Genomic DNA, 11977 nt, shown 5'->3' with positions numbered 1-11977 from the left:
GTGCTGGGGGCGGCCGGGGTGGCGGCGTGCGGGCTGGCGCTCGCCGGATGCGGGGAGGGCGGCGCCGAGGCAAAGCCGAGCCTGAAGGGCAAGGTTCTCGCCAAGACGGCCGACGTGCCCGTGGGCGGGGGCACGCTGGTCGAAGACCTGAAAATCGTGGTCACGCAGCCGACGCAGGGCGTCTACAAGGCGTTCAGCTCGCTCTGCACCCACAAGGGCTGCGTCGTCAGCACGCCCGAGAACAACGTCATCACGTGCGCCTGCCACGGCAGCGAGTTCGCCGCCGACAGCGGGAGGGCCACCAAGGGCCCCGCCACCGGCGGGCTGGCCTCTTACCAGGTCAAGGTTGAGGGCGACGGCATCGTGATCGCCTGACGTGGCGCGCGACGCGGTGGGCTGAACAGGTAAATGTGCGTAGTCACCGGGATTGGGCTCAGGCAGGCTGAACCGGCGCGGGAGCGCTGCCGTACCTGAAGTGGAACCAATCTGGGAGGACGCACCATGACGGAAACGACACGCCGGAATGTGGTGCTCGGCGCTGGAGGCGCCGGGCTCGCGGCGATTCTGACGGCCTGCGCGAGCTACGGTTCGCCGACGACGGAAGCGGTCGCGGAGCCACCGGCGGAGGAGCCGTCGTCTGAGGCGCCGAAGAAAAAGAAGGCGGCGGCCGGCGGAGGCAAGGCCCTGGCCGACACCAGCGACATCCCCGAGGGCGGCGGGAAGGTCTTCGAGAACGAGAAGGTCGTCGTCACGCAGCCGACCGCGGGTGATTTCAAGGCGTTCAGCGCGGTGTGCACCCACGCAGGGTGCACCGTCGCCGCGGTCTCGAACAACACGATCAACTGTCCGTGCCACGGCAGCAAGTTCAGCATCGAGGACGGCTCGGTGGCGGACGGGCCGGCCGGCGGGCCGCTCGAGGAAAAGAAGATCAGCGTGGACGGCGATAAGATCAGACTCGCCTAAACCTTGTCTCATGATTTTCTCACCTAGGTGCGTTTGGGTGAGGCGCATGGGAAACGACCTTCAGAGCCGCCGGGCGATGATCGCAGGTGTCGGAGCCAGTGGCCTCGCGCTGGTGGTCACGGCGTGTGGCGGCGGCGCTGACACCGCACAGGACGCCGGCACTGCCCCAGAATCGAGCGCACCTCAGTCCAGCGCGCCACAGGCCGACGGCGCGCTGGCCAAGACCGCTGACATCCCCGTCGGCGGCGGCACGATTCTCAAAGACCAGAAGATCGTGATCACTCAGCCCACCGAGGGCGACTTCAAGGCGTTCAGCGCGCTGTGCACGCACAAGGGTTGCCCGGTCGCCAGCGTCGAGGGCGGTTCGATCGTGTGCCCGTGCCACGGCAGCAAGTTCGCGATCGCCGACGGCGCGGTGACCGACGGCCCTGCCGACAAGCCGCTGGCGGCGCAGGAGATCAAGGTCGACGGTGACCAGATCACCCTGGCTTAGCGGTCGCGGCCGGCCGGCCGCGCCGTGGCGCGGGCGTGGCGGGCCGGGCAACCTTGTCGGTAGGGGCCACTAGTCTTTGAATCGTGGCGAGATCAGCGGGCAGCCCTTTGAGTTTCCGGCCCAAACCAGGCGCGATCCCCGATTCCCCGGGGGTCTACCGGTTCAGGGACGCGCACGGCCGGGTGATCTACGTCGGCAAGGCCAAGAGCCTGCGCCAGCGGCTCAACTCCTACTTCGCCGACTTCTCCGCGCTCCATCCGCGCACCCAGTCGATGCTGACCACGGCGGCCGACGTCGACTGGACGGTGGTGGGCACCGAGGTCGAGGCGCTGCAGCTCGAATACTCCTGGATCAAGGAGTTCGACCCGCGCTTCAACGTGAAATACCGCGATGACAAGTCCTACCCCTATCTCGCGGTCACCATGGCCGACGACTTCCCGCGCGTGCAGGTCATGCGCGGGGCCAAGCGCAAGGGCACCCGTTACTTCGGCCCCTACTCCCACGCGTGGGCCATCCGCGAGACGGTCGACCTGCTGTTGCGGGTCTTTCCTGTGCGCACGTGCAGTGCCGGCGTGTTCAAGCGGGCCGGGCAGATCGGCCGGCCGTGTCTGCTCGGCTACATCGACAAGTGCTCGGCGCCGTGCGTCGGCCGGGTCACCCCGGAGGAGCACCGGGAGCTCGCCGAAGACTTCTGCGACTTCATGGCGGGCAACACCAGCCGCTTCATCAAGCGGCTGGAGAAGGAGATGCGCGAGGCGGCTGCCGAACAGGAATACGAGCGTGCCGCGCGGCTGCGTGACGACGTACAGGCGCTCCAGCGCGCCCTGGAGAAGCAGGCGGTCGTGCTCGGCGAGGGCACCGACGCCGACGTGATCGCGCTCGCGGAAGACCCGCTCGAAGCCGCCGTGCAGGTCTTCTACGTGCGCGGCGGCCGCATCCGCGGCCAGCGAGGCTGGGTGATCGACAAGGTCGAGGAGATCACGCCGGGCGAGCTGGTCGAGCAGTTCCTGCTGCAGATGTACGCCGAGGCGAGCCCCGACGCGATGCCCCGCGAAGTGCTCGTGCCCGCGCTGCCGCCCGACCACGAGGCGGTCGCCGAGCTGCTGACCGAGCAGCGGCGTGCCCGCGTCGAGGTGCGCGTGCCCCAGCGCGGCGACAAGAGGTCGCTGATGGAGACGGTAGAGCGCAACGCCAAGGAGTCGCTCGCCCAGCACAAGGTCCGCCGGGCCGGCGATCTGACCACGCGCAGCAAGGCGCTGCAGGAGATCGCCGACGCCCTCGACCTCGACCAGGCGCCGCTGCGGATCGAGTGCTACGACGTCTCCCACCTTCAGGGGGAGAATGTCGTGGCGTCGATGGTGGTGTTCGAGGACGGTCTGGCGCGCAAGAGCGAATATCGCCGCTTCGCCGTCAAGACCAAGGAGGGCGACGTCGCCTCGATCCACGAGGTCATCATGCGACGCTTCCGCCGCTACCTCGAAGAACGCTCCGCCACCGGTGAGCTGGCCCCCGACGCCGAGGACGGCCACGGCCCGATCGATCCCGAGACGGGCAAGCCACGCAAGTTCGCCTATCCGCCCAACCTGGTGGTGGTCGACGGCGCGGGGCCCCAGGCGGCCGCCGCGCAGCGGGCGCTCGACGAGCTCGGCATCGACGACGTCGCCGTGTGCGGCCTGGCCAAGCGGCTGGAGGAGGTCTGGCTGCCCGGCGACGACCAGCCCGTGATCATGCCTCGTTCAAGCGAGGGCCTTTATCTGTTGCAGCGCGTGCGTGACGAGGCACATCGGTTCGCCATCACTTACCATCGTTCCAAAAGGTCCAAGACGGTGAAGGAGAGCGCGCTCGACGGCGTGCCAGGTCTCGGGCCGGCGCGCAGGCAAGCGCTTCTCAAGCACTTCGGCTCCGTGAAGAAGCTCCGCGCGGCCACGGCCGCCGAGATCTGCGAGGTTCCCGGCATCGGCCCGTCCATCGCCGAGGTGATCGTGTCGACGCTGAAGGGAGATTCGCCTTGATCTCGCCAAGATGCCAGGACGTCCACGTCGCCGGCCGCCCGCTTGGCCGCCTCCGCTATGGTGATGAGGCCGGGAGGGCCGCTGACATGGACATTCGTGAGGCCGAGCCGGCGGACGGAGTGAGACAATGAGCACCGAGCCGGCGTTCGTCATCGTCACCGGCATGTCGGGCGCGGGGCGCAGCACGGCGGCCAAAGCGCTTGAGGACCTGGGCTGGTTCGTCATCGACAACCTGCCGCCCGGGCTGCTGTTCGCGATGGCCGAGGAGGCGGGCAAGGTCAAGCTGGCCGCCGACAAGGTGGCGGCCGTCGTCGACGTGCGCAGCCTGGCCTTCACCACCGACCTCAACGCCGCCATCGAGGAGCTTGAAGGGCGCGGCGTACGCGTGCGGGTGGTGTTCCTGGAAGCCAGCGACGAAGAGCTGGTGCGCCGGTTCGAAAACGTCCGCAGGCCGCATCCGTTGCAGGGCGAGGGGCGCCTGGTCGACGGCATCGCCAGGGAGCGGGGCATCCTGCGTGAGGTCAGGGCCAACGCCGACCTCGTGATCGACACGTCGGCGCACAACGTGCACGAGTTGCGTCACAAGATCGTCTCCTTCTTCGGCGGGGAGGACCGGCCGGGGCTGCGGGTCAACGTCGTGTCGTTCGGATTCAAATACGGGCTCCCGGTCGACGCCGACCTCGTGGTCGACTGCCGCTTCCTGCCCAACCCGCACTGGGTGCCCGACCTGCGGCCGATGAACGGGCTCGACACCCCGGTCCGCGACTACGTGCTCGGACAGCCAGGGGCCAAGGAGTTCCTCGACGCCTACGAGGAGGTCCTGCAGGTGGTCGCCGCCGGCTACGCGCGCGAGGGCAAGAGCTACGCCACGCTCGCGGTCGGTTGCACCGGCGGCAAGCACCGCAGCGTCGCCATGGCCGAGCAGGTCGCCGCCCGCCTGCGCGACCGCGGGATGGAAGTCCAGGTGAGCCATCGGGATGTGGGGCGGGAGTGACCGATGAGGGCTTCCAAGCCGCCTTGCCGCATCCGGTAGCTGGCGGGGCGCGGGCTCCGCACAGCGGTGCGGAGGTCGCCGCGGGCGCGTCGGGGAGTGGCGTCGGCGAAGTTGTGTCGAGTGCCTCGGGGAGTCGCGTCGGCGTTGTCGCGGACGTGTCGGGGAGGGGTGTCGGCGGGGATGCCGTGCGTCCGTTGGCGAGTGGCTCGGGTGGAGTCGTTGCAGGATCGTCGGCGAGTGGCGCGGGTGATGGCGTAAGGGTGCCGAGTGTGGGTGCGGGCCTGTCCGGTGGCGGCGTGGCGCCCCTCGGTGATGGCGCGCGACTGCTGGGCCGCGTCGCGGATGAGGGTGTGCGGTCCCTGGACGCGGGCGCTGACGATGGCGAGGACCCCTCGGACGGTGGCGCCAGGTCGTTGACCGCCGGCGCGGATGGGTGCGGGGCTCGGGTCGGCGGGATCGGGCCGAATGTGGTGGCGCTCGGTGGCGGGCACGGGCTCTACGCCTCCCTGTCGGCCTTACGGATGGTCACCGACCAGCTGACCGCCGTGGTGACCGTCGCCGACGACGGCGGATCGAGCGGCCGCTTGCGCCGCGAGCTCGGCGTGCTGCCGCCCGGCGACCTGCGGATGGCGCTGGCCGCTCTGTGCGGCGACGACGACTGGGGCAGCACGTGGAGCGAGGTCGTGCAGCACCGCTTCCGCAGCGAGGGCGAACTGCACGGGCACGCCGTGGGCAACCTGCTGATCGTCGCGCTGTGGGAACTGCTCGGCGACTCCGTGGCCGGGCTCGACTGGGTCGGACGGCTGCTCGGCGCGCACGGCCGGGTGCTGCCGATGGCGTCGGTGCCACTCGACATCGTGGCCGAGGTGGAGCTGGACGGCGTCATCTCGACCGTACGCGGGCAGGTGGCGTGTGCGCTGACGCCCGGCAGGGTGCAGGCGATCTCGCTCGTGCCCGAAGACCCGCCGGCGCGGCCCGAGGCGGTCGCGGCCGTGCTCGACGCCGACTGGGTGGTGTTCGGGCCTGGATCGTGGTTCACCAGCGTGTTGCCGCACCTCAAGGTGCCCGAGCTGGCCAGGGCCCTGCACGCGACCAGGGCCAGGCGGCTCGTCACGCTCAACCTGGCGCCCCAGCCGGGCGAGACCGACGATTTCTCCCCCCAGCAGCATCTGGAGGTGCTCACGCAGCACGCTCCCGATCTGTCGATTGACGTCGTGCTCGCCGACACCCGGATTGTCGACGATCCCGGCGCGCTGGAGAAAGCCGCCGCCGCCCTCGACGCCCGGCTGGTGATGGCCGACGTGGCGGCCGATGACGGCTCTCCCCGGCATGACCCACGACGTCTTGCCTCCGTCCTGGACGAGATTTTCCTCCAGAAGCGTTGATCCTGGTCGGCGTGGCGCCAAGGTGCGAGAGACTGACGGGAGCCGGTCTGAATGGGGGAGGACTAACGCTTATGGCGATGACAGGTGTGGTGAAAGACGAGCTGAGCCGCCTGCCGGTGCTGAAGCCGTGCTGCCGCAAGGCGGAGGTTTCGACGCTGCTGCGGTTCGCCAGCGGCCTGCACCTGGTGGGCGGGCGGATCGTGATCGAGGCCGAGCTCGACACCAACGCCACGGCGCGGCGGCTGATCAAGGACATCGGTGAGGTGTTCGGGCACAAGGCGGAGGTCCTCGTGCTCGCGCCCGCCGGGCTGCGCAAGGGCTCGCGCTACGTGGTCCGCGTCTACCGCGACGGCGAGGCGCTCGCCCGGCAGACGGGCCTCATCGACAACCACGGCCGGCCGGTCCGGGGGCTGCCGCGCCAGGTGGTGGCGGGGGCGGCCTGCGACGCCGAGGCCGCCTGGCGCGGGGCCTTCCTCGCCCACGGCTCGCTGACCGAGCCGGGCCGCTCGATGTCGCTCGAGGTCACCTGCCCGGGGCCGGAGGCCGCCCTCGCGCTGGTGGGCTCGGCACGGCGGCTGAAGATCCACGCCAAGGCGCGTGAGGTGCGCGGCGTCGATCGCGTCGTGGTGCGCGACGGCGACGCGATCAGCGCGCTGCTCACCCGGCTCGGGGCGCACGACAGCGTGCTCGCCTGGGAAGAACGGCGCATGCGCCGCGAGGTGCGGGCCACCGCCAACCGGCTGGCCAACTTCGACGACGCCAACCTGCGGCGCTCGGCACGGGCCGCGGTGGCGGCCGGAGCGCGGGTGCAGCGGGCGCTCGAGATCCTCGGCGACGAGGCGCCCGAACACCTGGTCGTGGCCGGGCGGTTGCGGGTCGAGCACAAGCAGGCGTCCCTGGAAGAACTGGGGCAGATCGCCGACCCGCCGCTGACGAAGGACGCGATCGCGGGCCGCATCCGGCGGCTGCTCGCCATGGCCGACAAGCGCGCGTCCGACCTGGGCATCCCCAACACCGAGGCCAATCTCACCGTCGACATGCTCGCCCCCTGACCGGCGTTACGGTGCCTCCCCCCGCACCGACGTGGCCGTTTGTGATGGCGTGGCGGCTTTTGGCATGTTTTACGGCACAGCACGGTGGACCGCACGCGCCGACGTGTGTGGCCGTCTGTCCTGGCCGGTCGTGAAGGCTCACGGGGTCCTCGCCGTGACGAGCGCGTAGCCGGCCGGGTTCCGTGGCTCGGAGGGATGGCGGGGTTTCGCCCGACGAATGTGCCTGGCGGAGTCGGCGCGTTCTGAACCGTCGTCTGATCAACGGGTTGGTCGATTCTCTGCCGTTTGGCAGTGGGTGCCCTGGGCCGCGTGATCGTAATGGGCGGTGGTGGTCAGTCGCGGGCCGGTTTGCGGGGGGTGAACAGGTCCGTGGTGGGCTTCGGTGCCGGGGCCTGGGCGGGCTCGAACGGCGCCCGGTATTCCGGCTCGCGCGGCTCCTCGGCCTCCACCTCGGCTTCCTGGACCCGCCGAGAGCGGCGTACGCGGGTGACCCGGAGGGTGACCAGGACGAGGGCGGTTAGCGCGGCGACGGCGATGTAGAGCCAGGCGGGCCAGGTCTCCGTCAGCGGGTCACGATAGAGGGCCAGCGCCTCGGGCAGGCCTTCGGTGAAGGCGGGCAGGGTGATGTCGGACAGACCGGCCGGGGTCTGCCTGCCGGGTGTGCGCTGGGCGGAGCCGATCATGATGGCCAGCCCCGCGATCTGTCCCGTGGCCACGGCGCCGCCCGCGTACAACGTGGCGATGGGCACCAGGACGAAGGTGCGCGGGCGCACCGAGCCCATGGCGAAGGAGACCACCAGAGCGATGACGAGAGACAGGGCCAGAGGGAGAGGAAGTCCGTTGCCGAACGCCGTGATGTCGCCGGGCAGGCTCTCCTGCAAGAGCACGGCCGCCCCCAGCCCCGCCGCGCAGATCAGCCCGGCCAGCAGGCCGACGATCAGTCCGGACAGCAGGCCGGATCGCTTGTGTGACATCTCAGCCCCCAGAGAATCACGAATTTACTCCGACGAGTCGGGCACTTTACTGGAACCTCGCAAAACGCGCCTCCGGAACGACGATTCACAGCGGGGCACCTGACGTGGTCTAAACCAATTTGAGTCCGATAAGGTTCGTGGTTGAGGTACCAGCCCGCCATCATTTGTTCGAGGAGATCGGTTCCCGTGAGCATCCGCGTAGGCGTCAACGGCTTCGGCCGCATCGGTCGCAACTTCTGGCGCGCTGTCGCCGCCAGCGGCAAGGACATCGAGATCGTCGCGGTCAACGACCTGACCGACAACGCGACGCTCGCTCACCTGCTGAAGTACGACAGCATCCTCGGCCGGCTGCCCTACGAGGTGAAGGCCACCAGCGACGAGATCACCGTCGACGGCAAGGCGATCAAGGTCTTCGAGGAGCGTGACCCGGCGAAGCTGCCCTGGGGCGACCTCGGCGTCGACGTGGTGCTCGAGTCCACGGGCCTGTTCACCGACGCCACCAAGGCCAAGGTGCACGCCGACAACGGCGCGAAGAAGGTCATCATCTCCGCGCCCGCGAAGAACGAGGACGTCACGATCGTCCTGGGCGTCAACGACGGCGCCTACGACCCGTCCAAGCACACCATCATCTCCAACGCCTCCTGCACCACCAACTGCCTGGCGCCGATGGCCAAGGTCTTGCACGACACCTTCACCGTCGAGAAGGGTCTGATGACCACCATCCACGCCTACACGCAGGACCAGAACCTGCAGGATGGCCCGCACAAGGACCTGCGCCGCGCCCGCGCCGCCGCGCTCAACGTGGTGCCCACCTCCACGGGCGCCGCCAAGGCCATCGGCCTGGTCCTGCCCGAGCTCAAGGGCAAGCTCGACGGCTTCGCCATGCGCGTGCCGATCCCCACCGGCTCGGCCACCGACCTCACCGTCGACGTCAGCCGCGAGGTCAGCGTCGACGAGGTCAACGCCGCGGTCAAGGCCGCCGCCGAGGGCCCGCTCAAGGGCATCATCAGCTACACCGAGGACGCGATCGTCTCCTCCGACATCGTCACCGACCCGGCCTCCTGCATCTTTGACGCCGGCCTCACCAAGGTCATCGGCAACCAGGTCAAGGTCGTCGGCTGGTACGACAACGAGTGGGGCTACTCCAACCGCCTCGCCGACCTGATCGAGCTGGTCGGCCGCGGTCTCTGATGCTGCGAGGGAGCGCCGCCGCCTGGAGGAGCGGCGGGAGCGAAGCGACCAGAGTGGGGGAAGGCGGCGGCATATGGCGACCGGGCCCGCCTCACGGAGTGAGGCCATGAGCAGGAGCATGAGCATGCGCACGCTCGACGATCTCGATGTGAAGGGCCGGCGCGTGCTCGTGCGCGCCGACCTCAACGTCCCCCTCGACGGGGAGACGATCAGCGACGACGGCCGCATCCGGGCGTCCGTGCCGACGATCAGGGCGCTGACCGGCGCGGGCGCCAAGGTCGTGGTCTGCGCCCATCTGGGCAGGCCCAAGGGTCAGGTCACGGCGAAATACTCGCTCAGGCCGGTGGCCAGGCGGCTCGGCGAGCTGCTCGGCCAGGACGTGGCCTTCGCCTCCGACGTGGTCGGCGACAGCGCCCGCGGTTGTGCCGGGTCACTCCAGGACGGCCAGGTCGCCCTGCTGGAAAACCTGCGGTTCGAGCCCGGCGAGGAGTCGAAGGACGACGCCACGCGGCACGCTTTCGCGGAGCGGCTGGCCGGGCTGGCCGAGCTCTACATCGGCGACGGCTTCGGCGCGGTGCACCGCAAGCACGCCAGCGTCTACGACGTGCCCCGGCTGCTGCCGCACGCGGCGGGCGGGCTGGTCGTGGCCGAGGTCGAGGTGTTGAAGAAGCTGACCGAGGAGCCCGAGCGGCCCTACGTGGTCGTGCTGGGCGGCGCCAAGGTCTCCGACAAGCTGGACGTCATCGCCAACCTGCTGACCAAGGTCGACCGGCTGCTCGTCGGCGGCGGCATGGCCTACACCTTCCTCAAGGCGCAGGGCCACGAGGTCGGCAGGTCGATACTCCAGGAAGACCAGCTCGACCAGGTCCGCGGCTTCCTCGACGAGGCGGCCAAGCGGGGCGTCGAGCTCGTCCTGCCGGTCGACGTGCTGGCCGCCGTCACCTTCGCCGCCGACACCGAGCACGAGGTGGTCGACGCCACGGCGATCCCGGCCGACCGGGAGGGTCTCGACATCGGGCCCAGAACGCGCGAACTGTTCGCGAGCAAGCTGGCCGATGCCAGAACGGTCTTCTGGAACGGCCCGACGGGCGTGTTCGAGTTCGACGCGTTCGCAGGCGGCACGAGGGCGGTGGCCGAGGCGCTGATCGCCCAGACCGGCAGTGAGGGCGCCTTCACCGTGGTGGGTGGCGGCGACTCCGCGGCGGCCGTGCGCCGGCTGGGGCTGCCGGAAGACGGGTTCTCGCACATCTCGACAGGTGGCGGGGCCAGTCTCGAATATCTTGAAGGCAAGACCCTTCCCGGACTCGCGGCTCTGGAGGCGTGACGTGACCACCCGCAAGCCGCTCATCGCCGGCAACTGGAAGATGAACCTCAACCACCTCGAGGCCATCGCGCTGGTCCAGAAGCTGGCCTTCGGGCTCAGCGACAAGGACTTCGACAAGGTCGAGGTCGCCGTCCTGCCGCCGTTCACCGACCTGCGCAGCGTGCAGACGCTGGTCGACGGCGACAAACTGCGCATCGTCTACGGCGCCCAAGACCTCTCCGAGCATGACGCCGGGGCCTACACCGGCGAGGTGTCGGGTGCCATGCTGGCCAAGCTCGGCTGCACCTACGTCACGATCGGACACTCCGAGCGGCGGCAATACCACGGCGAGGACGACGATCTCGTCAACGCCAAGGTGCAGGCCGCCTACCGGCACTCGCTCACACCCATCCTGTGCGTGGGCGAGGGGCTGCCGGTGCGTCAAGAGGGCGGCCACATCGCGCACAGTCTTGGCCAACTCGACGGAGCACTGCGCAAAATCACGGCCGAGCAGGCAAAATCGATAGTGGTGGCCTACGAACCGGTGTGGGCGATCGGCACCGGAGAGGTGGCCACCCCGGAGGACGCTCAGGAGGTCTGCGGAGCTTTGCGAGTGAGACTCGCTGAGCTCTACGACTCCGAAGTGGCCTCCGCGGTCCGTATCCTTTACGGTGGCTCGGTCAAGTCAGGCAATATCGCGGGGATCATGGCTCAGCCCGATGTCGATGGCGCGCTTGTTGGTGGTGCGAGCATCGACGCCGGGGAGTACACGAAGATCTGCCGTTTCTCCGATATGCCCGGCTAACTGAGCCGTTCTGGGGGTGCGACTTGACATCAGGCCGTACCCTCAAGAGGCAAGTCTGAATCGTCACGCGTAACAGAGCATTGAAGGAACAGGCATACCGTGGAACTCGGAATCTCTATCGCCCTCATCCTGGCGAGCCTTCTCATGATCCTGCTCGTCCTGATGCACAAGGGCAAGGGCGGCGGCTTGTCCGACATGTTCGGCGGCGGGTTCTCGTCGAACTTCGGTGGTTCCTCGGTGGTGGAGCGCAACCTCGACCGGCTGACCGTCATCACCGGCATCATCTGGTTGGTCTGCATCGTCGCTCTCGGCCTGCTTCTGCGGCCCTGAGCAAGCAAGTCAACGCGTGACAGTGATTCTCCCCCCGTGTCTGCGCGCGGGGCGATCGAGCGAGGAGTTCATCCGTGGGTAGTGGCAACGCGATCCGTGGCAGCCGAGTCGGCGCCGGCCCTATGGGGGAGGCCGAGCGCGGCGAGGCAGCTCCGAGAGTGCGGGTCTCGTTCTGGTGCGCCAACATGCACGAGACGCGCCCCAGTTTCGCCAGTGACGCGGCGGTCCCCGAGCTATGGGACTGCCCGCGTTGCGGCCTCCCAGCCGGACAGGACGAGGAGGCCCCGCCTGCTCCGCCCAAGAACGAGCCGTACAAAACGCACCTGGCTTACGTGAAGGAGCGCAGGAGCGACAAGGACGGCAAGGCGATCCTCGAGGAAGCACTGGAGCGCCTGCGCAACAACAAGTCCCCCTGGTAGGCGTGTCAACGAAAGGGACCCGGCGCCGTGCGGGGCCCTTTCGCCGTTCCCGGCCC

At 69.2% G+C, this 11977-nt stretch carries 13 protein-coding genes; 12 read left to right on the top strand and 1 reads right to left on the bottom strand.

All coding sequences use genetic code 11. The features are described 5' to 3' along the window. The 7 genes from E1294_RS32390 to whiA all read left to right on the top strand — a co-directional run. Positions 1–375 (top strand): Rieske (2Fe-2S) protein (locus tag E1294_RS32390; protein ID WP_246083438.1); only part of this gene is annotated, 375 nt, incomplete at its 5' end. A 126-nt stretch (positions 376–501) separates the two neighbouring features. Then, positions 502–963 (top strand): Rieske (2Fe-2S) protein, encoded by a 462-nt coding sequence (locus tag E1294_RS32385; RefSeq protein ID WP_132514764.1) that lies wholly within the window; start codon positions 502–504, stop codon positions 961–963. Between the two features lie 46 nt (positions 964–1009). Next, positions 1010–1456: a Rieske (2Fe-2S) protein gene (locus E1294_RS32380; protein WP_246083437.1), complete on the top strand. Its 447-nt coding sequence runs from the start codon at positions 1010–1012 to the stop codon at positions 1454–1456. A gap of 107 nt (positions 1457–1563) precedes the next feature. Beyond that, positions 1564–3468, top strand: a complete 1905-nt coding sequence (gene uvrC, locus E1294_RS32375; protein ID WP_132514771.1) for an excinuclease ABC subunit UvrC — start codon at positions 1564–1566, stop codon at positions 3466–3468. Between the two features lie 127 nt (positions 3469–3595). Further along, positions 3596–4462 carry an RNase adapter RapZ gene (gene rapZ, locus E1294_RS32370; protein WP_132514763.1) on the top strand — a complete coding sequence of 289 codons (867 nt, stop codon included), beginning with the start codon at positions 3596–3598 and terminating at the stop codon, positions 4460–4462. Positions 4463–4929: 467 nt separating this feature from the next. Then, positions 4930–5847, top strand: a complete 918-nt coding sequence (locus E1294_RS32365) for a gluconeogenesis factor YvcK family protein (RefSeq protein ID WP_132514770.1) — start codon at positions 4930–4932, stop codon at positions 5845–5847. 71 nt (positions 5848–5918) lie between these two features. After that, a complete protein-coding gene (whiA, locus tag E1294_RS32360; RefSeq protein WP_026214667.1) occupies positions 5919–6899 on the top strand; it encodes a DNA-binding protein WhiA in 981 nt (326 codons plus the stop codon). Positions 6900–7231: 332 nt separating this feature from the next. Here whiA and E1294_RS32355 read toward each other — a convergent pair whose 3' ends face one another. Further along, positions 7232–7873, bottom strand: a complete 642-nt coding sequence (locus E1294_RS32355; protein ID WP_132514762.1) for a hypothetical protein — start codon at positions 7871–7873, stop codon at positions 7232–7234. Positions 7874–8059: 186 nt separating this feature from the next. Here E1294_RS32355 and gap point away from each other — a divergent pair, with 186 nt between their 5' ends. The 5 genes from gap to E1294_RS32330 all read left to right on the top strand — a co-directional run bounded on the left by gap (position 8060) and on the right by E1294_RS32330 (position 11921). Then, complete coding sequence (gene gap / locus E1294_RS32350) at positions 8060–9064, top strand: type I glyceraldehyde-3-phosphate dehydrogenase (RefSeq protein ID WP_132514761.1); 1005 nt, start codon at positions 8060–8062, stop codon at positions 9062–9064. A gap of 124 nt (positions 9065–9188) precedes the next feature. Next, complete coding sequence (locus tag E1294_RS32345) at positions 9189–10388, top strand: phosphoglycerate kinase (RefSeq protein ID WP_132514769.1); 1200 nt, start codon at positions 9189–9191, stop codon at positions 10386–10388. 1 nt (position 10389) lies between these two features. Then, on the top strand, positions 10390–11172 hold the full coding sequence (gene tpiA, locus E1294_RS32340; protein WP_132514760.1) for a triose-phosphate isomerase: 783 nt from the start codon (positions 10390–10392) through the stop codon (positions 11170–11172). Between the two features lie 99 nt (positions 11173–11271). Then, on the top strand, positions 11272–11502 hold the full coding sequence (gene secG, locus E1294_RS32335) for a preprotein translocase subunit SecG (RefSeq protein WP_132514759.1): 231 nt from the start codon (positions 11272–11274) through the stop codon (positions 11500–11502). Positions 11503–11576: 74 nt separating this feature from the next. Beyond that, the gene (locus tag E1294_RS32330) at positions 11577–11921 is read left to right on the top strand and encodes an RNA polymerase-binding protein RbpA (RefSeq protein ID WP_090942943.1); all 345 of its coding nucleotides are present in this window, start codon (positions 11577–11579) and stop codon (positions 11919–11921) included. Positions 11922–11977 lie beyond the last annotated feature (56 nt).

Origin of the sequence: Nonomuraea diastatica (assembly GCF_004349015.1) — a bacterium.
Classification (GTDB): domain Bacteria; phylum Actinomycetota; class Actinomycetes; order Streptosporangiales; family Streptosporangiaceae; genus Nonomuraea; species Nonomuraea diastatica.
Note: the sequence above shows the minus strand (reverse complement) of the source record. Positions and strands in the feature narration are given on the sequence as shown.

What these genes read in the sequence shown, in the direction of transcription:
- E1294_RS32385 (WP_132514764.1), top strand. Translation starts at nt 502, where the DNA reads ATGACGGAAACGACACGCCGGAATGTGGTGCTCGGCGCTGGAGGCGCC.
- E1294_RS32380 (WP_246083437.1), top strand. Translation starts at nt 1,010, where the DNA reads ATGGGAAACGACCTTCAGAGCCGCCGGGCGATGATCGCAGGTGTCGGA.
- rapZ (WP_132514763.1), top strand. Translation starts at nt 3,596, where the DNA reads ATGAGCACCGAGCCGGCGTTCGTCATCGTCACCGGCATGTCGGGCGCG.
- whiA (WP_026214667.1), top strand. Translation starts at nt 5,919, where the DNA reads ATGGCGATGACAGGTGTGGTGAAAGACGAGCTGAGCCGCCTGCCGGTG.
- E1294_RS32355 (WP_132514762.1), bottom strand. Translation starts at nt 7,873, where the DNA reads ATGTCACACAAGCGATCCGGCCTGCTGTCCGGACTGATCGTCGGCCTG.
- E1294_RS32345 (WP_132514769.1), top strand. Translation starts at nt 9,189, where the DNA reads ATGCGCACGCTCGACGATCTCGATGTGAAGGGCCGGCGCGTGCTCGTG.